This window comes from Erwinia sp. 009765445 (genome assembly GCF_058137865.1).
In genome coordinates this window covers 1-24951 of record NZ_JBYUWC010000010.1, presented here as the reverse complement: position 1 = coordinate 24951, position 24951 = coordinate 1, and the positions used below count along the sequence as shown (strand labels likewise).

The window sequence follows — 24951 nt, the reverse complement described above, 5'->3', positions numbered from 1 at the left end:
GTGATGCTGCGTTTACTGTTGCGACGAGTATTGCAGGGTATTCCGCTGCTACTCGGGGTGATCGTGATTAACTTCGCCCTGATGAAGCTGGTACCCGGCAGCCTGCTGGACGTAATGACCGCCGAACAGCAGGTCACCGATCCGGCGATGATTGAGCGCCTGCGGCACCTGTACGGGCTGGATCAGTCGGCACTGATGCAGTTGCTGCACTACCTGATGGCGGTTTGCCAGCTGGATCTCGGCTTCTCTTACCGGCAGAACATGCCGGTGATTGACGTGATCATCGCGCACCTGCCTGCCACGCTGATCCTGATGCTGGCGAGTATTGCACTGGCCGCGATTGTGGGTATCAGCGCGGGCGTGCTGGCGGCGGTCAGGGTTAACAGCCTGTGGGACACGGTGATTTCGGTGCTGGCGGTGCTCTGTTTTGCCGCCCCCAGCTTCTGGCTGGGGATCATGATGATCATCCTGTTCTCCGTCAGGCTGGGCTGGTTCCCGGTCGGCGGCATGGAGACCATCGGTGCCAATTTGTCAGTCTGGGGTCATGCGCTGGATATACTGCACCACCTGGTCCTTCCTGCGCTGGCGTTGGGGCTGTTCTATGCCGCCACCTATGCGCGGGTGATGCGGGCTTCGATGCTGGAAGTCTGGCAGATGGACTTTGTGCGTACTGCGCGGGCGAAAGGGTTGAGTCGGGCGAGGGTGATTATCGCCTATACCCTGCGTAATGCCCTGTTGCCGGTAGTCACGCTGTTGGGATTGCAGTTGGGAACGGTCCTCGGTGGCAGCATCGTGATTGAAGCGGTGTTCAGCTGGCCCGGCCTGGGACAGGTGCTGTTTGACAGTGTGATGAGCCGTAACTATTCGGTGATCCTCGGCGTGCTGGTGCTGAGTTCGGTACTGGTGATCGTCATCAACATTGCCGTCGACCTGGTTTATTCCCGGCTCGATCCCCGGATAAGGAGCTGAGCATGTCACTGACGACGTTGCCTGCTGTGGCTTCTTCTCCCCGCCGTTCGGGTTTTTTCCGCGCCTTCAGCCGCCATGTTGGTGCCGTTTTCGGCCTGCTGATCCTTCTGCTTATCGTACTGGCGGCGCTGAGTGCTGGCTGGCTGTATCCGAAAGATCCGTTGCGTATTGTGGCAATGCCGGAGATCTGGCCATTTCAGGACTGGCACTATCCGTTAGGCACCGATTCGCTGGGACGGGACATTACTGCGCTGATTCTGCATGGGGCTCGTGCCACTCTGCTAATTGGGCTGGTGGCAAGCTTAGCTGCCACGCTGATTGGTGTCACTGTCGGGGCGACGGCGGCATGGTTCGGTGGCTGGGTGGACGAGCTGCTGATGCGGGTAGCCGAGCTGTTCCAGGTGATCCCTAACGTGGTCTTTGTCCTGACGGTGGTGTCAGTGCTTGGGCCGCAAATGGTCAATATCATTATTGCCGTCGGACTGGTCTCCTGGCAGCCGATTGCCCGGCTGACGCGGGCAGAATTCCTGTCGTTTAAAGAGCGGGAATTTGTGCTGGCCTGCCGTGCCAGCGGCATGAGCAGCCTGAAAACGGTGACCGCCGAAATCCTGCCCAACGTGCTGCCGCCGGTGATCGTGCTGGCCTCGCTGGTGGTAGCTGGCGCCATCCTCTACGAATCGGTGGTCTCTTTCCTCGGTCTGGGCGATCCGAACCTGGCGAGTTGGGGCAGGCTGGTAGGGGAAGGACGTACGCTGATCCGCTCCTCCTGGTACATCTGCGCCATTCCCGGCACGGCCATCATGCTGGCCGTGCTGGCCCTGAACCTGATTGGAGATGGACTGAATGATGCACTGAATCCAAAACTAAGGGACCGCTCATGAAGCCGCTGCTGGAAATGCAGGATCTCAGCCTGTCGCTGCGCGTTGGTTCCTGCAAAGTAACGGCGCTGGACACGCTATCCCTGAACCTGTGGCCGGGAGAAACGCTGGCAGTGGTGGGCGAGTCAGGCTGCGGCAAATCCCTGACCGCGCTGGCGATGATGGGGCTGTTGCCCTCGTCAGTCGCCAGTATCAGCAGTGGCCGGATCCTTTTTGAGGGACATGACCTGGCGAAGCTGTCGGAGCGTCAGTTTCAGCAACTGCGCGGACGGCGGATCTCGATGATATTTCAGGACCCGATGAGCTCGCTCAACCCGGTCAAAATGGTGGGCACTCAACTGATGGAGGTCCTGCGTGTGCATCTCGGGCTGAGCCGCCAGGCCGCCTGGGATCGGGCAGTGAGCCTGCTGAAGCGGGTGCATATCCCCGATCCGCAACGGCGGATGCGTGAATATCCTCACCGCCTTTCCGGTGGGATGTCGCAGCGGGTGATGATCGCCATGGCGATCGCCTGTGAACCCGCGCTGCTGATCGCCGATGAACCCACCACCGCGCTGGACGTCACCATTCAGGCGCAAATCCTTGACCTGCTGCGAGAACTGCAACAGCAAACCGGGATGGCGCTGATGCTGATCACCCATGACCTGGGCGTGGTGGCGTCAATGGCCCAGCGGGTCGCGGTGATGTACGCCGGACGAAAAGTCGAAGAGGCACCGGTGCTGTCGCTGTTTCAGTCGCCCTCTCATCCTTACACGCGGGGATTGCTGCAGGCCACGCCGCGTTCAGGCGGCCAGCGGGAAAGGCTGACAGATATTCCGGGACGAGTGCCTACGCTGATCGATCTGCCTGCCGGATGTGCCTTTTATGAACGCTGCTCGCTGGCGCAGCCGCAATGCCGCAAACAGCCACCTTCACCGATCGCTGTTGGCGGCCAGCACGTTGCCGCCTGCTATCTGGCGCAGGAAGTTGATTATCCCCAACGCAAACAGGCCGGAGGCAGAGGATGAATTCAGTCCTTGAAGCCAGTCATCTCAGCGTCCGCTACCGGACTGATGACGGCGACGTTTATGCTCTTTCTGATGTCAGCCTGACCCTGCAGGCCGGAGAGACACTCGGGCTGGTGGGCGAATCCGGCTGCGGCAAATCCACGCTGGGCAAAGCCCTGATGCGGCTGATCCCCTGTGAGGGATCGCTGTGGGTCGGCGGTGAGGAAGTCAGCGCTCTGCAGGGAAAACAGCTGCTGCCGTTTCGTCGTCAGGTGCAGATGATGTTTCAGGATCCGCAAGGCTCGCTGAATCCACGCCAGATCGTCGGCACCAGCATTGCCAGACCCTTGCAGGTGGCGGGATGGAAACGTCAGGCAATAGCGGACAGAGTGGCGGAGCTGCTGGAGAAGGTCGGTTTACCGGCCTCGGCGGCCAGTCGTTACCCTCATGAGTTTTCAGGAGGGCAGCGACAGCGTATCGGCATTGCCCGCGCGCTGGCGCTGGCGCCGGGCGTGGTGATCTGCGATGAACCCGTCTCAGCACTGGATGTTTCTGTCCGTGCCCAGGTCATCAACCTGATGCGGGATATCCAGAAGCAAAGCAACGTTGCCTATCTGTTTATTTCCCATGACCTGTCAGTGGTGGAATACATCGCCGACCGGGTGATGGTGATGTATCTGGGCAGGGTGGTGGAGAGCGGGCCGACAGCAGCGTTGTGGCAAAACCCCGCCCATCCTTATACCGCAGCGCTGCTGGCCGCGGCCCCGGTTGCCGATCCTCTGCATCGCCCGGCTGAAACCATTTTACAGGGCGAGGTGCCCAGCCCGCTGTCACCCCCGGACGGCTGTGCCTTTCATACCCGCTGTCCGAAAGCCAGCCAGAAGTGCCGTGAACAACGGCCGGAACTCAGTCCGCTTACTGCCGGGCGCCTGCTGGCATGCCATTTTCCCCTAACTGAATCCGGAGGCTCATTGTGAGCGCTTTACACCAGAACCTGGGTGACCTGATCGACAGACACCTGCCCCTTGATCGTACCGCGATAATCGATCTGCATGATGCAGCCCATCCCAGAGAGTACAGCCACCGGCAGATTGACGAGCTGGCCGGTGGCGTGGCGCATTTTCTGCTGGCGCAGGGGCATCCCCGTGGATCGGCCATCGCCATTGCCTCGCTCAACCGGGCGGAGTATCTGGCGGCCTATTTTGGCATTATGCGGGCCGGTCTGGTGGCGGTGCCGCTGAATATCAAAGTGCCTGCGGAGACCCTGCATTATCTGGTGAAGGATGCGGATATCCGGCTGGCTTTTGTTGATGAGCCACGGCAGGCGGTACTGGAGGAAGTGGTCACCACCATCAGTTTCGATCAGGCCGGGCCGACCGGTTTTGCCCGGCTAATCCGCCCTCAGCCTTATGCCGGTGTGAAGCCCGCGGCGGACGAACTGGCGATGATCCTCTATACGTCTGGCTCAACCGGGCGTCCCAAAGGCGTGCCGCTGACCCACTACGGGCAGCGCTGGGCGCTGGAAGCCACCCGGCTGGGTGGCGTGGAACCGGACGGCCCGCAGCAGCGCTATCTGGTAGCGCAGCCGCTGTTCCATATGAATGGTTTGTTCTTTGCCAAGCGCGTATTTGCCGCCAACGGCCTGCTGGTGGTGCTGCCCTCATTCAGCATCGACAGCTACCTGCACGCTTTGTCCCACTACCGCATTAACGTGGTGACGGCGGTGCCGACCATGTTTGCCCGCCTGCTCAGGGATCAGCGGCTGCTGGCGCAGTATGACTTCAGCGCGCTGAGCAAAATCATGCTGGGCTCCGCACCAATGACACTGGGCCTGCTGGATCGCCTGAAACTCGCCTTCCCCGGAGTGCCAATCAGCCATGGCTACGGCACCACCGAGGCGGGGCCGGCCGTGTTTGGTCCTCATCCGGAGGGTCTGCCGACGCCACCTTTGTCACTGGGCTACCCGCTGGCGCAGGGAGAAATTGAGCTGACTGGAGGAGAGGGGCCGCAACAGGGCGTGTTACGCATGCGTAATCCCGCCGTGACGCCGGGCTATCATCGTTTACCGCAAAAAAGTGCTGAAGTGCTGGATGACGGCTGGTACTACAGCGGAGATGTGATGCAGCGCGATGAGCAGGGCTTCTACTATTTTGTCGGCCGCGCCGACGATATGTTTGTCTGCTCCGGGGAGAATATCTATCCGGTTGAGGTGGAAAAAACGCTGGAAGCCCATCCGCTGGTGCGGCAGGCCTGCGTGGTGCCGCTGCCGGACGAGGAGCGCAGCCAGGTGCCGGTGGCATTTGTGGTGCTGCGACCGGACAGCCAGCTCAGCGAAGAGGAATTGAAGCAGCATGCTCTGGCAAATGCACCGGCTTACCAGCATCCACGACGCATTGCTTTTGTCACCGAACTGCCGTGGGCGGGAACCAATAAAGTGGATCGTAACATGCTGGTCCGCCAGGCGAGAGAGCTGGAACAAACCAATGGCTGGCATAATCCGCAGGCGGAGATAGCCTGAAGGGAACCGGGAAGCTGAGAAAAGCAGGCAGGCGTCGTGAGAAACTCTCAGACGCCTGTTTTGTTATGCTGCTACTGCCAGAATCGCAGCGCCAGGTTGAAAGCGTCACCGGCACCGACCAGCAGGGCATTGTCACGTCCGGTAAAGCGAATATCGCCTCCCAGCAGGCTCTGGCGGGCGGCGTCCAGCGAGGTGGTTCGCAATCCCAGCGCAGCCATGCGCGGTGAACCGTCGAAATCCGCCGGCAGAGAGCCATACTGGGCAATGGCAGACTCCGGGGGCAGGAACGAGACGGTGGCTTTCCCGGCCTGCAAAGACAGCGACTGCTGGCTGCCGGAACTCAGGCTGGCTGTCGGGAACAGCTGGCGGTAAACCTCCGCGGCCTGCTGAGGATCGCTGGCGACAATCACGAAATCGGTAATATCCGCCACGCCATTACGGTGCCGCTGCCACTCGGGCTGCCAGACCGCTTCCGGCGTCAGATGCTGGCAGAAGAAGCTGCGGCCGTTGGGGACGGTGCCTTCTCTCAGCCTGACGGTGCGAAAGCGGGCCTGCTGCTCGCTGCCGTCGGGTAATTCGACCGGCCGGTAAAAACTCTCCGGCGGTTCGCCTGCAAGACCCTGTTGGCGGAGATGTTGCCAGGCCTGATCCGCATCGGGGGTTTTCCACACCAGGCCGTTCAGGCCGGGCGGTGAGGTCCAGATCGCCTTACGCAGGTCCGCAGCGCCTCGCTCATAGCCCAGCAGCTCGAGGTAGTTTTCCCCAAACACCGCCAGATGGTTGCTGGAGCCAAGGGAATGATGACCACGGGCCGTCAGCTGAAAGCCAAGGCGGCGATAGAGGCTGGACGCGTCGTCCAGCCTGTCGGCAACGTTGATCACCACGTGATCGACAACAGGCGTTAAGTCAGACATGTTTCTCTCCGTTATGGCGGTTAAGCCGGGATTGACTGGGGCTGGTGGCTGCCGACCCGCAGCAGCGCCTGTTCGGCCAGCTGGCTGAAATAGCGGGCGGCCGGGGCCAGTATCGCTTCATCGGGATCGAACTCAGGGTGATGCAGGCCAGATTCGCTGGCGCTGCCGATGCTGACAAAGGCGCCGGGGATCTGCTGCAGGTAAAAGGCAAAGTCTTCACCACCCATCTGCAGTCCGGCCTCTTCGACCAGATAGCCGCTCTCCTGGGCGACATTCAGGCTGAAATCGGCCCACTCCGGCGTGTTGTGCAGCGCAGGCGGACCAGGCTGCCAGATCAGCTCGGCTTTACCACCAAACGTGGCGGCGACGCCGTTTATCACCTGGCGGATTTTGCCTGGGATCTGCTCACGGATTGTGTCATTGTGGGTACGCACCGTCCCTTCCAGCTCAATGGTCTGCGGCAGCACGTTCCAGGTATTGCCGCCCTCAATTCGGGTGATGCTGACCACCACCGACTCCAGCGAGCTGAAGGTGCGGCTGGGCAGGGTTTGCAGAGCGGTAACAATGCTGCTGGCAATGACAATTGAGTCGATGCCTTCCTGAGGACGCGCGGCATGGGCACCTTTGCCCGTCACGCGGAGAGTGAAGCGATCGACATTGGCATAGTAAGCTCCGCCACGGGTTTTCAGCGTGCCGACCGGGTATTCCGGCGCGTTATGCATGCCAAAAATAGCCTGCACGTCCTTTAATGCTCCGGCTTTAAGCAGCTGTTTTGCACCGTTAAAGGCTTCTTCAGCAGGCTGGAACAGAAAGCGTACGCGGCCTGGCAGGGTGGCTTCGCGCGCTTTTAACAATCGTGCCACGCCCAGCATCACCGAGGTATGGATATCATGACCGCAGGCATGCATCACCCCTGCGTTAACGGACTTAAAGGGCAGGGAAGTCGCTTCCTCAATCGGCAGCGCATCGATGTCGGCCCTCAGGGCAATCAGCGGTTCACCCTGACCGATTTCGGCCACCACACCGGTTTTCAGCCCGAAGTCGATTTCGCGGATCTGATCCTGCTGCAGCCACTTGCGGATGCGTTCAGACGTGGCGAACTCCTGATTAGAAAGTTCAGGGTTCTGATGCAGCTCCCGTCGCCAGGCCACCAGTTGGTCAGTAAAATTACTCATATCACCTCCGGGAAAAGTCACAATACGCGCTGTAAAAAGCGCTGAGTACGTTGATGTGTCGGGTGGCTGAGCACCTGCTCAGCGCTGCCGGTTTCGACAATTTTGCCGTCAACCATAAACACCACGTGGTCTGCCACCTGGCGGGCGAAGCCGATCTCATGGGTCACCACCACCAGAGTGACGCCAGACTCAGCCAGATTTTTAATCACTTCCAGCACTTCGCCGACCAGCTCCGGATCCAGCGCCGAAGTGGGTTCATCAAACAGCAACACCTTTGGGTTGAGTGCCAGCGCCCTGGCGATGGCGATCCGCTGCTGCTGTCCGCCGGAAAGCTGGCGCGGCCAGGCATCTGCCTTGTCAGCCAGACCTACCGTTTCCAGCAGTTGGTGAACACGCAGTACGGCCTGTTTACGGGTCAGCAAACCATGCACCACCGGCGCTTCGATAATGTTCTCCAGCACCGTCATATGCGGAAAAAGATTGAAGTTCTGGAACACGTAACCGACCTGAATGCGTTGTTTCAGGATCGCCCGCTCCTTCAGCTCATACAGGCGGTCGCCCTTGCGGCGGTAGCCCACATAGTCGCCGTCGATTTGAATAAAACCTTCATCGACGCGTTCCAGATGGTTGATGGTGCGTAGCAACGTCGATTTGCCTGAACCGGAAGGACCGAGGATTACCGTTACGCTCCCCGGTTCAATGGTCAGACTGACGTTATCCAGCGCGGTGAACGCGCCGTAGCGCTTGCTAATGTTGCTGATTTCGACTCTTCCTGCTTGTGCCTGCGGACGCGACGAACGGGCCACGCAGGGCGCAGGATGCAGGGGATAGAGTTCAAAGGCTTCGGACATCAGGTCACTCCTCTGGGATCAAACTCTGAGCGCGCGGCGAAATAAACTCAGCCGACGAGGAACGGTGGGGCGCAGCACGCCGCGGGAGAAAAAGCGTTCGACGAAATGCTGCAGGATGGAAAGCACGGTGGTGATCAGCAGATACCAGACGCTGGCCACCATCAGCAGCGGGATCACCTGCTGGGTGCGGTTGTAGAGCACCTGCACGGTATAAAACAGTTCCGGCATCGACAGCACATAGACAATCGCGGTGCCCTTGGCGAGGCTGATCACCTCATTAAAGCCGGTGGGCAGAATGGCCCGCAGCGCCTGTGGCAGGATGATGCGAAACGTGCGGCGGGCAGGGGGCAGACCCAGCGCGGCGGCCGCTTCATGCTGACCGTGGTCGACGCCGGTAATGCCGCCACGGATAATTTCAGCGGTATAGGCTCCCTGAACCATCGACAGGCCAAGCACCGCTACGGTGAACTGATCCAGCAAATCGGTGGTGGCATGGGTGAAAAAGGTCACCGAAGTGAAAGGGATGCCCAGCGACAGGCTGTCGTACAGATAGGAGAAGTTATAAAGGATGATCAACACCAGCAGCAGAGGCAGCGAGCGGAACAGCCAGATATAGCCCCAGGCCAGCGCCTTCAGCAGCCACGACTGCGACAGGCGGGCCAGCGCCAGCGCTGTGCCGATCAGCGTACCAAACACCGTGCCGAGCAGGGTGAGGAGCAGCGTTTTGCCCAGTCCGCTGAGAATTGCGGGGTCGAAGAACCACCGGGCAAAGACCTGCCACTCCCAGCGCGGGTTGGTGGCTATCGACTGGATAATGCCCAGCACGATAAACAGGGAGAAGACGGCGCCAGCCAGCCGCAGCGGATAGCGTGCCGGAATGACCTTCAGGGGATGGACAGCCTGTTGTGTTGTCATGGCAGGTTCCTTATGCGCAGTTGACCAGGGCATTCAGCGCCTTGGTGAAGGGCAACCGGCCATCAAAAGGGGGCAGTGAGTAGCGTTCAGGATCGACCGTGGTATCAAACTGTGGCTGATAGCCATGCGACAGGTAAAGGCCCACGGCCTCCGGCTGGCGAAAACCAGTGGTCAGGAACAGCTGTTGATAGCCCTGCCGGAGTGCAAGATTTTCAAGCTCAGCCAGTACCTTCTGCGCCAGTCCCTGCCTGCGCATGGAACGGTGGGTCCAGATGCGTTTCAGCTCGGCGGTCTGCGCGTTATAGCGTTTGAACGCCCCCATGGCGATTGGTGTTTCGTGCCGTAGCAGTACGATAAAAGCGCCGTCCGGAGGGGCATACAGCCCCAGCGGTTCCTCTTCCTGATCGCCGAAGTAGTCGCCGTAGCGGTCATGGTATTCGGCAAACAGGCCGTCAATGATCGGTTCAATCAGCGGATCGTCAGGACGGGTATGAATAAAGATATCTTCGATCATTGGTTGCTCTCCGGTTATCAGTCGCCGAGTCCCGGCGGGTTAATCTCGGAATGGTCGATTTTGTCAACGGTTTCTCCCCAGCGATCCAGCACCTTCAGATAGCTGCCGCTGGCGATGGCGCTGTTCAGCGAAGCCTGCACGGCATTGACCAGTCCGCTGCCTTTTTTCAGGGTGACCGCGATATTGGCGGTCTGCGGCCAGCCGCCGGGCACCGTGCCAGCCAGGCGGGTGGTGCCGGTCAGACGTGATTTATAAGCGCCGGCAACGTTTGGACCGAAAGTGGCATCCGCCCGACCAGACTGGAGCGCGAGGGTGGCGGCCGCATCATCAGTGACGTACAACGGCTGCATAGCTGGTAAGCCTTTCGCGCGGTTCTCCTTGTCCCATGCCAGCAGCACGGCTTCCTGATTGGTGCCGGAACCGACAATGATCTTTTTACCGGCGATATCCGGAGCTTCACTTATTTTGGTGATTTTGCTGCTGGTTTTAACGTAAAAACCCAGCGTGTCCTGTCGATAGGTCGCAAAATCAAATCGGGCTTTGCGTTCTTTGGTCACGGTAATGTTATAAACCGCCGCATCATATTTCCCGGAGGTCACGCCCAGCGGCCAGTCTTCCCAGGAGGCCGGAACAATATTCAGCTTCAATCCCAGCCCGTCTGCCACCAGGCGGGCAATATCCGCTTCGCTGCCAATCACCGTTTTATTATCGCGGGCATACAGACCAAATGGCGGGCCGCTGCCCAGCAGGGAGATGGCCACGGTCAGCGTGCCGGGGTGCACAAATTTATAGTTCGCCGGGATCAGTGCAGCCGCTTCGGCGCTTTTGGGTGTGTGGATTGGGGTTTCATTGGCCGCCAGGTCAATACCTGGCGCGGCGATGGCGGCGGAACTGAGGCCCATCAGCAGGGCCAGCGTGGTGAAGCGGGTGCTATGCATCATTTTATTATTGTTCCCTGTTCATATTTCCGGTCTGTCCGCACTATTCCGGATGCTCCCGTTGAAGTAAAACAACAAAATTAAATAAACAAAGGGGGAAATAACAAAAGGAAAAAAGAAATTAATAGCAGAACAGAAGAGCGTGGGTTTATTTGTCAGCCAGTAATGCTAAGTCAGAATTAATATTTAGGCTGTGCCGGGTTATATGAAATTCTCGCGTTAAACAGTGCCATAAGGAATGCCTGAATGAGTTATCGCCTGAGCTTATTAGATCAAAGCCCGCTGGCTGAGGGGCAGAACCCGGAAGCGGCGCTGGCCGCCACGCTGACTTTTGCCCGTGAGGCGGAGCGGCTGGGCTATCACCGGCTGTGGGTGTCAGAGCACCATGACAGCGATCGGCTGGCAGGCAGTTCGCCAGAGGTGCTGATCGCCTGGCTGCTGGCGCAGACCAGCCACCTGCGCATCGGCTCCGGCGGGGTGATGCTGCAGCATTACAGCCCGTATAAAGTCGCCGAGAATTTTCATCTGCTGGCTTCGCTGGCGCCTGGCAGGGTGGATCTGGGGATTGGCAAAGCGCCGGGTGGCCTGCCGCTCTCCACCAGAGCTTTGCAGGGTTTGGCAGCAGACAGGCGCGATGATTTTCCGACGTTGCTTGAGCAGCTCACCCACTATCTGAATCCGCCCGATCCTGAGCAGGCCGGAACCGAAGCCCGGGCGTTGCCCACGCCGTCCCGGCCTCCGGAACGCTTCCTGCTGGGAGCCAGTAAAGAGAGCGCCCGGCTGGCTGCCTCGCTGGGCTGGAACTTTGTTTTTGCCGGGTTTATCAACACTTCTGAAGCGGTGATGACTGAGGCCGTTATGGCTTACCATGAATTCTCTCAGGGCAAAGGTCAGGCGTTGATCAGCCTTGCCGCCTTCGCAACGGAAACCCGGCAGGAGGCAGAAGAGCTGATCGCCGAGCAGCACAACTTCCTTGTCACGCTCGGAGAGAGGCACGTCACCGTTGGCACGCTGGAACAGGCTGAAGCGTTCGTTCGCCAGTCAGGCGTCAGCGATTATCGCATCGATAAGCAGCCGCTCGCCGTGCTACACGGCACCGCATCGGCCATTCACCAGCAGCTTGCTGCTTTGCAGCAGCGTCTGAACGTCTCTGAATTTATTCTGCACACGCCGCTGGCCGATGCCGGTCTGCGTTTGCGTTCCATTGCGTTGCTGGCGGGCCAGCAGGTTAAGGAGATCTGATGAGTAAAAATATCAAGCTGGGCCTGATGTTGCACGGCGCGGGCGGGCATATGCACTCCTGGCGTCATGAGAAAGCGCCCGCGGACGCCAGCGTGAATTTCCGTTATTTCACCTGGCTGGCGCAGCGTGCCGAAGCGGCAAACTTCGATTTTCTGTTCGTCGCCGATGGCCTGCATATCAACGAAAAATCGTTACCGCATTTCCTCAATCGCTTCGAGCCGGTGGCGCTGCTAAATGCACTGGCTGGGGTGACGGAGAAAATTGGCCTCGCCGGCACGGTCTCCACTTCATACAGCGATCCCTTTACCGTCGCCCGCCAGCTGGCCACCCTGGATAACATCAGCGGAGGCCGCGCCGGATGGAATGTGGTGACCTCGCCGCTGGCCGGTTCATCAAAGAATTTTGGCAAAGAGCACCCGGATCATGCGCTGCGCTATCAGATTGCGGAAGAATATATCAGCGTGGTGCAGGGGTTGTGGGATTCCTGGGAGGATGATGCCTTTGTCCGTGACCGCCAGAGCGGCGTCTTTTTCGATGCATCCAAACTGCACAAGCTTAATCATCATGGGAAATTTTTTTCTGTAGAGGGGCCGCTTAATATTCAGCGTTCGCCGCAGGGGCAGCCGGTGATCTTCCAGGCTGGCGCTTCCGATACCGGTATTGAACTGGCGGGAAAATCCGCCGATGCGGTCTTTACCAACGCCCGCACGCTGGAAGAAGCCAAAATCTATTCGGCGAAATTGCAGGCGGAAGTGGAGAAAAATCACCGCGAAGCGCCAGGGATTTTCCCTGGCATCAGTCCGATTGTCGGCTACACGCCGGAGGAAGCGGAAGCGAAATATCAGCATCTGCTCTCGCTGCTGTCGACGGAAGATGCGCTGGCCTATCTCGGCCGTTTCTTCGATCACCACGATTTCAGCCAGTATTCACTGGACGGACCGTTCCCGGAACTGGGCGAGCTGGGAGAAAATACCTTCCGCTCCACCACCGACAGCATCAAGCGCCGGGCGAAAGAGCAGCAGCAAACTCTGCGCCAGGTTGCCTTTGAAACCACGCTGCCAAGAGGCGAGTTTTTTGGTACACCGGATCAGGTTGCCGACACCTTTATCCGCTGGGTGGAAGAGGGCGGCGCCAGTGGTTTTATCATCAGCGGCCCGGTACTGGTGGAGGCGCTGGAGGATATCACCCGCCACGTGCTGCCGATTCTTGCCGGGCGCGGTTACTGGCAGCCTTCAGAAGAGACAACTCTGCGGGCAAGGCTGGGGATCCCGTTTAAGGTTAATCGTTATGCCAGCAAGGTACAGTTGAAGCAGGGCGAGAGTCGGTTAGTTGGGAAATAATAAGCGATGGTGGGCCATAAGGTGGCACTGAAATGGTTCGGGGTACCCTGTCGTAAGGCAACCCCACTTTCGTTAATGCCAGTCCATCAGGGGGCTGGCGTTCAGGTTTACTCTTTCTTATCCAGCGACCAGGTCGCCGTGCTGACCACCACCTTCACCGGCAGCAGCCCAATCTGGGTGAATTTGTCGGCCAGCTTCTGCTGCTCGCTGAACACTTCCGGCGTCATACGCTCTGAACCAAACGGCATTCTGCTGATGGCTTTCTCCCAAATTGGCTGTGGCAGACTGGTAGAAGTCGAGAGGATTTTAGCCGCATCCTGTGGGTTCTTATTCGCCCAGTCGCTCAGCGTCCCTAATTCCACCACCACCTGCTTCGCGGTCTGCGGCCAGGTATCGGCGAACTTCCGGCTGGCGAGGTAGAAGGTATAGTGTGGCACCAGGCCTTCAGCATTCTTCACCAGTCGCGCTTTGGCATTGGTTTCCACTTCGGAGAGGTAGGGCTCCCAGATAACCCAGGCATCCACCGCGCCACGCTGGAAAGCGGCACGGGCATCGGCAGGTGGCAGGTAGACCGGGGTGATATCTTTGTAGCTCAGCCCGGCATTTTCCAGCGCGGTGACCAGCAGATAATTAACATCCGAGCCTTTGTTCAGCGCCACCCGCTTGCCTTTCAGGTCGGCTACAGATTTGATGGCGGAGCTTTCCGGCACCACAATCGCTTCGGTTTTCGGGTTAGCCGGAGAGTGGGCCAGATAGACCAGATCGGCTTTGGCGGCCTGAGCGAATGCCGGAGGCGCGTCACCGGTGGCGGCCAGATCGATGCTGCCAACGTTCAGGCCTTCCAGCATCTGTGGCCCGGCCGGAAATTCGACCCAGCGCACGGCAATTCCCTGTTTTTTAAAATCGGTGTCCAGCGTGCCGCGGTACTTCAGCAGCGCAAAGATATTGGCTTTCTGATAGCCAATAGTGACCGTTTTTGGCGCAGTTTCCGCCAGCGCTGGGTGCATCGTTCCGGTCAGAGCAGCGGCAATAAGGCCGCCAAGGAGATATTTTTTCACGATTTTTTCCCTGAATAAAAGTGGTATCAGCGCAACATAGCAAACTGCGTGAAAACTGCTTAACGAGTAAAAAGCATATCCTAAGCTGAAAAATTCATTCCCGCCACACCGCATCCCCTACCTTGATCGCTCTTGGCAGCAGGCCCAGCGCGTAAAAGCGATCGGCTATCGCCTGCTGCTGGCGAATGATGTGCAGATCCATGCGTTGCGTCTGGTGGCTGCGGCGGGCCAGGGCGCGGCTCAGCGAGGAGGTAGCCAGCCCCAGCTCGGACGAAAGCAGAACGGCCGCTTCTTCCCGATTGCTGTCGATATAGCGCCCGGTCTGCTCCAGTGCCGACATCAGCGCATGCAGTAAATCGGCGGAACGGCTGGCGAAATCGCGGTGGGCGAGATAGAACTGATGGTTGTTAACCCGCTCAACGCCATTGGCAATCGCCCGCAACTGTCCGCTCTCTTCGGCATCGCTCAGCAGCGGATCCCACATCATCCAGGCATCCACGGCGTGATGATCGCTGGGCGTCAGCGGATATTTCGGTGGCGCATAGACCACGCGCACGTCATCCAGCGTCATGCCTGCCTCATCCAGAATTTGCAGCAGCAGGTAGTGAACGTTGGACCCTTTGTTCACCGCAATCCGCTTGCCTCTCAGGTCGGCAAGAGAGTGGATCGGGCTGTCGCGGGCGACCATTAATGCCACGCTCTGTGGCGCAGCCGGTTCCCAGGCCACATACAGCAGCGGCTGATTGCTGGCCTGCGCAAACAGCGGCGGTACTTCACCGGTGGTGCCAAAATCGATTTCACCGTTATTCAGGGCGTGCAGCAACTGCGGCCCGGCGGGAAACTCGCTCCACAACACGCTGACACCCTGGCTGGAAAACTGTGCTTCCAGCGACTGGCGGGCTTTGAGGATCCCCAGATTGCCGAACTTCTGATAACCCACCCGCAGTTCACGTTCTTTATTCGCCTCCGCCGGGCTGGTGCGGCTGCTGAAACCAGCCAGGCTGCGGCGCGGTTTGATCAGCCCCAGGTGACCAAGATGGGTACGCAGCGTATTGCGGCTGATCCCGAGCAGAGAGGCTGTCTGCAGCTGGTTGCCATCGCTGAGTTCAAACGCGTTGCGTACCAGCGAAGAGAGAACGCGTTGGTAAACCGGGCTGGCGTTATCCTGCAACTGCTGGCGCATAAAGGTATCCAGCGACGCTTCGCGAGCGCTCCCGGCTGCGGCTGCATTCATTGGAGTCAGCCGCAGTTGTGCAGGAGTAATCAGAGGTTCTCTGCTCAGCAACACCGCGTTATGCAGAGTATTCTCCAGCTCGCGGATATTCCCCGGCCAGGTATAGTCCATCAGCGTGGCCAGTGTCTCTTCGCTGAGCTTAAGCTGCGGGCGGCCCAGACGGCGGCCATACAGCTGCAGGAAATGGTCGGCCAGCAGCGGAATATCCTCACGCCGCTGGCGCAGTGGGGGCAGCGTCACCGCCGCGACGTTCAGCCGGTAATAGAGATCTTCACGGAAGCGGCGCTCGCGAATGGCACTTGCCAGATCCACATGAGTAGCGGCCACCACGCGTACGTTCACTTTAACCGGACGATGCGAACCCACCCGCGTCACTTCCCGCTCCTGCAATACCCGCAGCAGCTTCACCTGCAGCGGCAGGCTCAGCTCACCGATCTCATCCAGTAGCAGCGTGCCGCCTTCCGCCGCTTCAAACCAGCCCTGATGGCGCTCTGCCGCGCCGGTAAAGGCACCTTTCTCATGACCAAACAACTCAGACTCCGCCAGGCTTTCAGTCAGTGCGCCGCAGTTGACTGCCAGAAATGGCTGCTGTCTTCGCGGGCTGTGATGATGCAGATAGCGCGCCACCACCTCTTTCCCGGTGCCGGTTTCACCGACGATCAGCACTGTGGCATCGGTTGGGGCAAGCCGGTCCAGCACGTTCTGAAAGGCGATGGAGGCGGGATCGATCAGCTCGGGACCCTGGTTTTGCATCTCTGACTCCTGGCGAGGGAAAGTGCGAAAACGATACCGCCAGACTGTTGCGGTGGCGAGAGGGTGGCTGAGGGTGAAAGTTGCAAATGCAGCATTAACATGGCAGCACCTGCTGCATTTGCAGCAGTCTGATGGCCTGGTGGTAAATTATAACCTGTTGATATAAATAGATAATAAAACCGTTCAATGCTGGCACGCATTCTGCAATATGGATTATAACCAAACACGATGAATCTATAAAATAAATTCAAATAACGTTATAAGGGAAAGTGATAATGACTGAAGCCGCGCAGGAAAACATCAATGTCTTCTGGTTTTTGCCCACTCATGGCGACGGGCGCTATCTGGGCACGACTCAGGGAGGAAGGGCAGTCGACCTGCCTTACCTGCAACAGGTGGCGCTGGCGGCAGACAATCTTGGTTACTACGGCGTGCTGATCCCCACCGGCAAAAGTTGCGAGGACTCCTGGCTGGTGGCTTCAGCGCTGGCTCCGATCACCAAACGCCTGCGTTATCTGGTGGCTGTCCGTCCCGGTTTGCAGCCGCCCAGCCTGGCCGCGCGGATGGCCGCTACGCTGGATCGCCTCTCTGAAGGCCGCCTGCTGATTAACGTCGTAACCGGAGGCGACCCGGTAGAGAACAAAGGCGACGGCATTTTCCTCAGCCACGCGGAACGCTATCAGGTCACCCGAGAGTTCCTTGAGGTCTATTCGCGTTTACTGAAGGGGGAAAAAGTCGATTTCTCTGGTGAACACATCCGCGTGGAAGGAGCGGAAGTGCTGTTCCCACCGGTACAGGAAAACGGGCCGCCGCTCTACTTTGGCGGCTCTTCTGATGAAGCCATCGATGTTGCTGCCAGCCAGATCGACACTTATCTGACGTGGGGAGAACCGGTGGAACAGGTGGCGGAGAAACTGGCCGTGGTTCGCCAGCGTGCCGAAGAACGCGGACGGAAGTTGAGTTACGGCATCCGTCTGCACGTGATCGTCCGTGAAACAGAAGAAGAAGCCTGGGCCGCCGCAGACCGGCTGATTGCCCATCTGGATGAAGAGACGATTGCAAGCGCCCAGAAGATTTTCTCGCGCATGGACTCAACCGGACAGGCACGCATGAGTGCCCTGCACGGCGGTTCAAAAGACAGTCTGCGTATTGGGCCGAATTTGTGGGCCGGGGTAGGTCTGGTGCGGGGCGGAGCCGGTACCGCGCTGGTGGGCAGCCCTGAACAGGTGGCTGAACGTATCCGCGAATATCAGGCGTTGGGCATTGAGAATTTTATTCTGTCCGGCTATCCGCATCTGGAAGAAGCGCACCGCTTTGCCGAACTGGTGATGCCGCTGCTGCCACTGGCTGCCAATGCGGAAAAACGCCAGCGCACGGTAAACACCGGGCCTTTTGGTGAAACCATCGGCGGCGACCGTCGCCCGAACAAGCCAGCCAGCGCTAAGTAACTGTTGACCATCCGGAGTTGGATTATGGCTGAAAAGCATATCGTAATTATCGGCGGCGGGTTCACCGGCACGGCGCTGGCGATCCACCTTGCGCGTCTCGGCACTGCAGGGCTGAAAGTGACGGTGATCGAACCCCGCGAGCAGCTGGCGCAGGGCGTTGCCTATGGCACCCGCGATCCGGCTCATCGCATTAATGTACCGGCTTCACGCATGCAGCTTTCTGCGGCGGAGGAAGGGGATTTTGACCGTTGGTATCGTGCTTCGGACGCACTGGATGCCGATCCGCATGCCCTGTGGTTGGACGGCCAGGTTTACCCGCAGCGCGGACAGTTCGCGGCTTATGTTGCAGCACAGTATGCTGAAGTTAAAGCTGTTTCAGCCGTCACGCTTCGTCACGTTCATGACAAAGCCGTGACGCTGATTGATGGTGACGTTGTCACGCATTCCGGGCAGCGGATCCCGGCAGATGAAGTAGTGCTGGCGATCAGCCATCCAATGCCAGCCGTGCCGCATAACCTGGCATCAGCATTAAGCGGGCATCCGGGATTGATTGCTAATCCATGGCGGCATGATGCTCTGGCCGACGTGGCGAAAAGCGATCGCGTGGCGATTATTGGCAGCGGCCTCACTATGTCTGATGTGGTGGCCTCGCTGCAGCGGCAGGGACATTGTGGCAGGATTGTGGTCTTCTCACGCCGTGGACAACTGCCCCGAAATAACCTCAGCGGCGATTTCGAGCCCCGCCCGCTGGATTACACTCGCCCGCAGCAGGCCACTGCCCGCGCCTGGCTGAAACGGATCCGTGACGAAGTGCGCGAGGCTGCCGCCGAAAATCTGCCGTGGCAGCTGGTGCTGGACGATATCCGCCAGAACGGCCAGCGCATCTGGCAGCAGCTGTCGTTAAAAGAGCAGCGCCGGTTTTTGCGTCATCTTCGTCCGTGGTGGGACGTCCATCGCTATCGCATTGCGCCGCAGGTCAGTGAAGTGCTCAACCAGCGCCAGCAGGGCGGACAGCTTCGGGTGGTAGCTGCCCGTCTGAGCCAGGTCGCGGCTGATGGCTGCGCGATTAACCTGACCCTTAAGCCGCGTGACGGCGAGGCAGAAACGCTGACTGTGGATCGGCTGATTGTCACTACCGGTCCGGCACATGGCGCACTGTTGCAGAGCGATGCATTGCTCAGCCAACTGGCCGGAGAAGGCACTGTTCAGGCCGATCCGCTGGCGCTTGGCATCCACGTTAATGCCGCGTCACAGACGATGAACGAACAGGGAGAAGCGAATCCTCATCTGTATGTGGTGGGACCGGCGGCCCGTGGCCGGTTTGGCGAGCTGATGGGGCTGCCTCAGGTGGCCGAGCATGCGGAGTCGCTGGCCCGCCAACTGCTCGGCGTTCCTTCCCTGACGGCCAGAGAGCGATGTCCCGCTTAACGACTCCCGTTTACTTCTCAGAATTCCCCTTTTTATTAAAATAATTGCCGCGACGGACGGAGAGCCTCTGCCCGCCGCCGCTCTGGAGCCTGCTATGCCATCGCAACGTGAAATTCGCCTTAATGCTTTTGATATGAACTGTGTCGGTCACCAGTCTCCCGGTCTGTGGGCGCATCCACGCGATCGCTCCTGGCAATATAAAGACCTCTCTTACTGGACCGATCTGGCCCGCCTGCTGGAGCGCGGCAAGTTCGACGGGTTGTTTATTGCCGACGTGCTGGGTGTGTATGACGTGCTTAATGGCAATAACGAAGCGGCCATCCGTCACGCTACTCAGGTGCCGGTTAACGATCCGCTGGCGCTGATCACGCCGATGGCGCTGGTCACCGAGCATCTGGGCTTTGGCCTGACGGCTTCGCTGTCGTTTGAGCACCCTTATCCTTTTGCCCGCCGCATCTCCACGCTGGATCACCTGACTAAGGGCCGCGTTGGCTGGAATATCGTCACTTCCTACCTGGAAAGCGGCGCCCGTAATATCGGCTACCAGGCACAGACCGACCACGATGCCCGTTATGACTACGCCGACGAGTATCTGCAGGTGATCTACAAGCTGCTGGAGGGGAGCTGGGAAGAGGGGGCGATCCTGCGCGACCGCGAGCGCCGCATCTTCAGTGACCCGAAAAAGATCCACCCAATTAATCATCAGGGCACCTTTTTCCAGGTGCCAGGGATCCACCTGTGTGAACCTTCGCCACAGCGTACGCCGGTGCTGTATCAGGCTGGCGCATCCAGCCGTGGCAAGCAGTTCGCCGCGGAACATGCCGAATGCGTCTTTGTCGCTGCACCGTCCAAAGTGCTGCTGAAAAAAACCGTGGCCGATATTCGCCGCCGTGCTGCTGAAGCGGGGCGAGATCCGCGCAGCATCCTGATTTTCAACCTGCAAACGGTCATTGTCGGTGAAACGGACAAAGCCGCGCAGGCGAAGTGGCAGGAGTACAAAAGTTACGTCAGTTACGAAGGCGCGCTGGCGCTGATCTCCGGCTGGACCGGCATCGATTTCGGCCAGTATCAGCCGGACCAGGTGTTGAAGCATCTGCACACCAACGCCATTCAGTCGGCGGTGGAAACCTTCTCTACCGCCGATCCGAACCGTCAGTGGACGGTACAGGCGCTGGCGGACTGGGTTGGCATTGGCGGCTTTGGCCCGCTGCTGGTGGGCAGCCCGGAAACGGTAGCCGACGAGCTGCAGAGCTGGGTGATCGATACCGATGTGGACGGCTTCAACCTTGCCTATGCCGTAACCCATGAAACCTTTACCGACGTGGTGGAGCTGCTGATCCCGGAGCTGCAAAAACGCGGTGTTTACAAGCAGGAGTACCAGCCCGGCACGCTGCGCGAGAAGCTGTTCCGTCAGGGGCCAAGGCTGGAGATTCCGCATCCGGGAGCGGGCTATCGTCGTACATCCAGTGACAGTTTGACGACCGAGAACGAGGGGGCCGTATGATTGAAATCGACGGCCTGAGAAAACATTACCGGGCACCGGGGGGCAAAGTGATTGAAGTGCTGAAAGGCATTTCGCTGACCGTGCCGCCTGCATCAATCACCGCAGTGGTCGGCCCCAGCGGCGCGGGGAAGTCAACCCTGGCCAAGTGCATCAGCCTGCTGGAGAAACCTTCATCAGGCAGCATTCGCGTTAATGGCGAGGATCTGTCACGCCTGTCGGGCGAAGCCCTGCGGCGTGAGCGACGGGCTATCGGCACCGTTTTCCAGTCCTCAGCGCTGCTGCAGCGTAAAACGGCCTGGGAAAACGTCGCGCTGCCGCTGGAGTGGCTGGGCGTGGTGCCGGGCGAGATCAAACGCCATGTCGGACAACTGCTGGAGAGCGTCGGGCTTCAGGATAAGGCTGATTACTATCCCGCGCAGCTTTCCGGCGGACAGCGGCAGCGGGTAGGGATCGCCCGTGCACTGGCGCTGAAGCCTTCGGTTCTGCTGGCCGATGAGGCGACTTCAGGGCTGGACCCGCAGACTACCAGCGCCATTCTTAACCTGTTTAAACAGCTGCGCGATCGGTTTGGACTCTCGATAATTCTGATCACCCACGAGATGGACGTCGTCCGTCGCGCGGCCGACGCTGTGGCTGAAATCAGCGACGGGCAGCTGATCCAGCAGGGGGCGCTGAATGAACTGCTGGCGCGGCCTGACTCACGGCTGGCTCAGCAGCTGTTCCCGCTGCAGCCGCTGAAGGCTGCGGGCGATCTGCACCTGCAGTTAACCTATGGCGACCGCCCGCTGGCTGCCGACTGGATCAGCCAGCTCAGCCAGCACTATCAGCTGCACATCGATCTGCTGGCCGCGCATGTCGAGCAGGTTGGCGAACGTCTTGCCGGGCGGATGCGGATTGCGGTGCGCTTCGGTCAGCGTTCCGTTCAGCCACAGACGCTGATCCAGCACCTCTGGCAGCTGGGCATTAATGCGGAACTCACTGACCAGCTTCCGGCATTACAGGAGGCAGGATGAAACCCGCAGACGTAATGAGCCACGACACGCCGTGGAGCCAGATCCACACCCTGATGCTGCCCGCCTACGGAGAGACCTGGCTGATGGTCGGCATCGTGATGCTGTTTGTGGTGACGCTGGGTGGCCTGCTGGGCGTGGTGCTGTTTAACACCTCCCGACGTGGTCTTTTTCCGCAGGCCACGGTCAACCGCAGCCTTAGCTGGATAGTGAACATGGGCCGATCGCTGCCGTTTCTGGTGCTGATGGCGGCGATTATTCCGTTCACCTTCTGGCTGACCGGAACCACCATTGGCATTCCTGCGGCGGTGATCCCGATGATTGTCGCCGGAACGCCTTTTTTTGCCCGGCTGGTGGAGAACTCACTGCGTGAGCTGCCAGCAGAGGTGACCGCCGTCGGGCTGGTTTCCGGCGGTTCCACCTGGCAAATCATTACCCGCGCGCAGCTCAGTGAGGCACTTCCGGCGATTGTTGCCGCCATTGTGCTGAACCTGATCTCAATGATTGAGTATTCGGCCATTGCCGGAACCATCGGCGCCGGGGGCATTGGGTATCTGGCGGTGGTCTATGGCTACCAGCGTTTCGATAATCACATCATGATCGCCACCATTGTCGTGCTGATTGCCACCATTCAGCTTATTCAGTTTACCGGTGATCGACTGGTTGCCGCATTACAACACTCAGGAACACATTCATCATGACGCAGCAGGATTTTGAGATCAGGAAGAAGAAAACATGGCCGTGGCTGGTGGTGGTGGCGATTATCGTCATTGCCGGGCTGGCGTGGCACTTTATCGCGCAGAAACGCAACGCAGTGACGTTCAGCACCACCCTGAAAGTGCATTTTGAGCCAGCGATGGCCGGAGAGCAGCGGCTGATCGAATACGTTAACCAGCATATCGCACCGGATTACGGCATCAAACTGGAGGCGACAGGGCTGCAGGATCCGGTGCAGGCTGACCGGGCAGTGGCTGACGGGCAGTATGCGGCCACGGTGTACCAGCATCAGTGGTGGCTGAAGCAGGTGGTGGATGCCAACAAGTTTGCGCTGACGCCAACGCAGCCGCTGTTCCAGTGGGCATTCGGCATCTACTCCGACCGCTACAAATCGATCGGTGAGCTGCCACAGGGCGCGGAAATTATCGTGCCCAATGACGGGGCGAACCAGGGACAGGCGCTGTGGCTTTTACAACGTATCGGCTTGATTGGGCTGGATCCGGCAGTGGAGCCGCGCACGGCGCAGTTGAAGGATATCAGACAAAATCCGCATAACTTCAACTTCAAAGAACTGGATCTGCTGACCATGCCGAGGGCACTGAATTCCGTTGATGCCGCCATTGGCTATGTTTCCCAGTTTGATGCCGGGAAAGTGCCGCGCGAGAAGGGGATCCTGTTCCCACCCGCGCCGCAGACCTTCGCTTCACAGCTGGTGATCGGTACGCCTTACCTCAACGATGAGAATATTGTGAAGCTGAAAAAAGCTTTTGCCGATCCCCGCCTGCAGCAGTGGCTGAAAGATACCGACGATCCGTTGGTGAAGGGGGTGCTGGTGCCTGTTTCCGCCCAGTAAAGTCCCGCTGTCACCCTGACCAGACCGGATTAGCCTCAGGCTAATCCGGCGTTTGTGTTTGTGGTAAAAAATAATTCAACTTATTGAATTTTATGTATTTTATAGTACTTATTGTTGTTTGTTTTCAGCCGTAATCCTTTCTATAACAGCTCATCACCTGCCAATAATAAAATTGAGGATACGATGAGTACAATCAACCTTGACGGCGAGCTGTGTTCACCGCCGCCGCACTCAACACCGGTCCGCTCCGTCAGCGACGTGGCGAAACTGATCAACGGCAACACCCGCAAAAACAGCTACGCACGCTTTATCGTCTTTCTGGCGCTGGGCGGCGTGTTCCTGGATGCTTACGACCTGACCACGCTCTCCTACGGCATTGATGACGTGGTGAAAGAGTTTGGCCTGACGCCAACGCTGACCGGGTTTGTCACCTCGTCAATTATGATCGGCACCATCTTCGGCAACCTGCTGGGCGGCTGGCTGACCGACAAATACGGCCGCTACTCGGTGTTTATGGCCGATATGCTGTTCTTTGTGGTTTCCGCTATTGCCGCCGGGCTGGCCCCTAACGTCTGGGTGCTGATTGGCGCCCGTTTCCTGATGGGGGTTGGCGTGGGCATCGATTTGCCAGTGGCGATGGCCTACCTGGCAGAATTCTCGAAATTTACCGGTAAGGGTAATAAAGCCTCGCGGCTGGCTGCCTGGTGCCCGATGTGGTACGCGGCATCCTCAGCCTGCTTCTTTATCATCTTTGCACTCTATTTCCTGCTGCCGAAAGAGCACCTGGACTGGCTGTGGCGTGCTTCGCTGCTGTTTGGCGCCGTTCCTGCGCTGCTGATCATCGCGGTGCGCAGCAAATTTATGAATGAATCGCCGCTGTGGGCCGCCAATCAGGGTGATCTGACCGGCGCGGTGCGCATTCTGCGTGACTCTTACGGCATTGTGGCGCACGAAGCAAAACCCACTGCCGCGCAGCGGGAGAAAAAAGCACCACCCAAAGTCAGCTTCCGCGTGTTGTTCCAGAAACCGTATCGTGAACGCACTATTGTCACCGCGGTGATGAACGTCTGCATCTCCTTCGAATACACGGCCATTGCCTTCTTTCTGCCGTCGATCCTTGCTCAGTTCCTGGGCGCGGGCGTGTTTGAAACCATCTCCGCCTCGCTGGGGCTGAACGCGCTGTTCGCTTTTACTGGCGGATTACTGGGGATGCGCCTGGCGTGGAAATTCCCGTCGCGTCACGTGGCAATTGCCGGTTTTGCCCTGCAGTTTATCGCGCTGATTTCGCTGGCGTTGGTCGGGCATCCGCAGGCGGCTGTTGGCGTGGTGTTTGCCATTCTGATGCTGGGACTGTGGCTGTTCGCCGAAGGCTTTGGTCCTGGCGCGCAGATGATGATCTACCCGGCGCTCTCCTATCCGACCCATATTCGCGCCACCGGCGTGGGCTTTGGCCGTTCGCTGTCTGGCATCGGCAGCGCACTGGCGCTGTTTATCCTGCCGATCCTGCAGGCCTCCTTTGGCACCAACATGTTCTGGATCGTCTCGCTGGCGGCAATTATCCCAATCTTCTTCCTGCTGATTATCCGCTTTGAGCCGACCCGCCAGGACATCGATGACCAGTCTGAAACCGGAGAAATGTAATGAACGCGCCCCATTCATTTGATACTGAGCACAACCGTGATGAGGAAGGTGTGGAGCCTCACAGA

The 24951-nt window shown here is 59.0% G+C and carries 22 protein-coding genes; 14 read left to right on the top strand and 8 right to left on the bottom strand.

Annotated features, from left to right (window positions below; translation table 11 throughout):
* Positions 1–3: 3 nt before the first annotated feature.
* From AC3Y5R_RS12485 to AC3Y5R_RS12465, 5 genes are read left to right on the top strand one after another with little or no spacing between them, the layout of a single operon-like run.
* Positions 4–969: an ABC transporter permease gene (locus tag AC3Y5R_RS12485; protein ID WP_489921598.1), complete on the top strand. Its 966-nt coding sequence runs from the start codon at positions 4–6 to the stop codon at positions 967–969.
* Between the two features lie 2 nt (positions 970–971).
* Positions 972–1850: an ABC transporter permease gene (locus AC3Y5R_RS12480; RefSeq protein ID WP_489921597.1), complete on the top strand. Its 879-nt coding sequence runs from the start codon at positions 972–974 to the stop codon at positions 1848–1850.
* Positions 1847–2854, top strand: coding sequence for an ABC transporter ATP-binding protein (locus tag AC3Y5R_RS12475; RefSeq protein ID WP_489921596.1), 1008 nt, complete (start codon positions 1847–1849; stop codon positions 2852–2854). Before AC3Y5R_RS12480 ends, AC3Y5R_RS12475 begins: the two co-directional genes overlap by 4 nt.
* The gene (locus tag AC3Y5R_RS12470; RefSeq protein WP_489921595.1) at positions 2851–3810 is read left to right on the top strand and encodes an ABC transporter ATP-binding protein; all 960 of its coding nucleotides are present in this window, start codon (positions 2851–2853) and stop codon (positions 3808–3810) included. Before AC3Y5R_RS12475 ends, AC3Y5R_RS12470 begins: the two co-directional genes overlap by 4 nt.
* Positions 3807–5351 (top strand): class I adenylate-forming enzyme family protein, encoded by a 1545-nt coding sequence (locus AC3Y5R_RS12465; RefSeq protein WP_489921594.1) that lies wholly within the window; start codon positions 3807–3809, stop codon positions 5349–5351. Before AC3Y5R_RS12470 ends, AC3Y5R_RS12465 begins: the two co-directional genes overlap by 4 nt.
* A 71-nt stretch (positions 5352–5422) precedes the next feature.
* Here AC3Y5R_RS12465 and AC3Y5R_RS12460 read toward each other — a convergent pair whose 3' ends face one another.
* Genes AC3Y5R_RS12460 through AC3Y5R_RS12435 form a run of 6 tightly spaced genes read right to left on the bottom strand, consistent with a single transcriptional unit; the run spans position 5423 to position 10658 of the window.
* On the bottom strand, positions 5423–6265 hold the full coding sequence (locus AC3Y5R_RS12460; RefSeq protein ID WP_489921593.1) for a VOC family protein: 843 nt from the start codon (positions 6263–6265) through the stop codon (positions 5423–5425).
* A gap of 20 nt (positions 6266–6285) precedes the next feature.
* Positions 6286–7440, bottom strand: a complete 1155-nt coding sequence (locus tag AC3Y5R_RS12455; RefSeq protein ID WP_489921592.1) for an amidohydrolase — start codon at positions 7438–7440, stop codon at positions 6286–6288.
* 17 nt (positions 7441–7457) lie between these two features.
* Entirely contained in the window at positions 7458–8291 is an 834-nt protein-coding gene (locus AC3Y5R_RS12450) for an amino acid ABC transporter ATP-binding protein (protein WP_489921591.1), read from the bottom strand.
* A gap of 18 nt (positions 8292–8309) precedes the next feature.
* The gene (locus tag AC3Y5R_RS12445; RefSeq protein WP_489921590.1) at positions 8310–9206 is read right to left on the bottom strand and encodes an amino acid ABC transporter permease; all 897 of its coding nucleotides are present in this window, start codon (positions 9204–9206) and stop codon (positions 8310–8312) included.
* A gap of 10 nt (positions 9207–9216) precedes the next feature.
* On the bottom strand, positions 9217–9720 hold the full coding sequence (locus tag AC3Y5R_RS12440; protein WP_489921589.1) for a GNAT family N-acetyltransferase: 504 nt from the start codon (positions 9718–9720) through the stop codon (positions 9217–9219).
* 17 nt (positions 9721–9737) lie between these two features.
* Entirely contained in the window at positions 9738–10658 is a 921-nt protein-coding gene (locus AC3Y5R_RS12435; protein ID WP_489921730.1) for an ABC transporter substrate-binding protein, read from the bottom strand.
* A gap of 246 nt (positions 10659–10904) precedes the next feature.
* Between AC3Y5R_RS12435 and AC3Y5R_RS12430 the strand changes: the two genes are divergently transcribed.
* Both AC3Y5R_RS12430 and AC3Y5R_RS12425 read left to right on the top strand, forming a co-directional pair.
* Positions 10905–11900: an MsnO8 family LLM class oxidoreductase gene (locus tag AC3Y5R_RS12430; RefSeq protein WP_489921588.1), complete on the top strand. Its 996-nt coding sequence runs from the start codon at positions 10905–10907 to the stop codon at positions 11898–11900.
* Positions 11900–13240, top strand: a complete 1341-nt coding sequence (locus tag AC3Y5R_RS12425; RefSeq protein WP_489921587.1) for an LLM class flavin-dependent oxidoreductase — start codon at positions 11900–11902, stop codon at positions 13238–13240. Before AC3Y5R_RS12430 ends, AC3Y5R_RS12425 begins: the two co-directional genes overlap by 1 nt.
* A 107-nt stretch (positions 13241–13347) precedes the next feature.
* Here the strand turns inward: AC3Y5R_RS12425 and AC3Y5R_RS12420 are convergent, their stop codons facing one another.
* Entirely contained in the window at positions 13348–14247 is a 900-nt protein-coding gene (locus AC3Y5R_RS12420) for a sulfonate ABC transporter substrate-binding protein (protein ID WP_489921729.1), read from the bottom strand.
* Between the two features lie 145 nt (positions 14248–14392).
* Positions 14393–16285: a sigma-54-dependent Fis family transcriptional regulator gene (locus AC3Y5R_RS12415; RefSeq protein ID WP_489921586.1), complete on the bottom strand. Its 1893-nt coding sequence runs from the start codon at positions 16283–16285 to the stop codon at positions 14393–14395.
* 275 nt (positions 16286–16560) lie between these two features.
* Here AC3Y5R_RS12415 and ssuD point away from each other — a divergent pair, with 275 nt between their 5' ends.
* From ssuD to AC3Y5R_RS12380, 7 genes are all read left to right on the top strand, one after another.
* Complete coding sequence (ssuD, locus tag AC3Y5R_RS12410) at positions 16561–17733, top strand: FMNH2-dependent alkanesulfonate monooxygenase (RefSeq protein ID WP_489921585.1); 1173 nt, start codon at positions 16561–16563, stop codon at positions 17731–17733.
* Positions 17734–17757: 24 nt separating this feature from the next.
* Positions 17758–19161 carry an FAD/NAD(P)-binding protein gene (locus AC3Y5R_RS12405; protein WP_489921584.1) on the top strand — a complete coding sequence of 468 codons (1404 nt, stop codon included), beginning with the start codon at positions 17758–17760 and terminating at the stop codon, positions 19159–19161.
* Between the two features lie 94 nt (positions 19162–19255).
* On the top strand, positions 19256–20665 hold the full coding sequence (locus AC3Y5R_RS12400; RefSeq protein ID WP_489921583.1) for an LLM class flavin-dependent oxidoreductase: 1410 nt from the start codon (positions 19256–19258) through the stop codon (positions 20663–20665).
* Positions 20662–21678 carry a methionine ABC transporter ATP-binding protein gene (locus AC3Y5R_RS12395; protein WP_489921582.1) on the top strand — a complete coding sequence of 339 codons (1017 nt, stop codon included), beginning with the start codon at positions 20662–20664 and terminating at the stop codon, positions 21676–21678. Before AC3Y5R_RS12400 ends, AC3Y5R_RS12395 begins: the two co-directional genes overlap by 4 nt.
* Positions 21675–22376, top strand: a complete 702-nt coding sequence (locus AC3Y5R_RS12390; RefSeq protein ID WP_489921581.1) for a methionine ABC transporter permease — start codon at positions 21675–21677, stop codon at positions 22374–22376. The genes AC3Y5R_RS12395 and AC3Y5R_RS12390 overlap by 4 nt, the downstream gene beginning before the upstream one ends.
* Positions 22373–23245 (top strand): MetQ/NlpA family ABC transporter substrate-binding protein, encoded by an 873-nt coding sequence (locus tag AC3Y5R_RS12385; protein ID WP_489921580.1) that lies wholly within the window; start codon positions 22373–22375, stop codon positions 23243–23245. Before AC3Y5R_RS12390 ends, AC3Y5R_RS12385 begins: the two co-directional genes overlap by 4 nt.
* A gap of 183 nt (positions 23246–23428) precedes the next feature.
* Positions 23429–24886 (top strand): MFS transporter, encoded by a 1458-nt coding sequence (locus tag AC3Y5R_RS12380; protein ID WP_489921579.1) that lies wholly within the window; start codon positions 23429–23431, stop codon positions 24884–24886.
* Positions 24887–24951 lie beyond the last annotated feature (65 nt).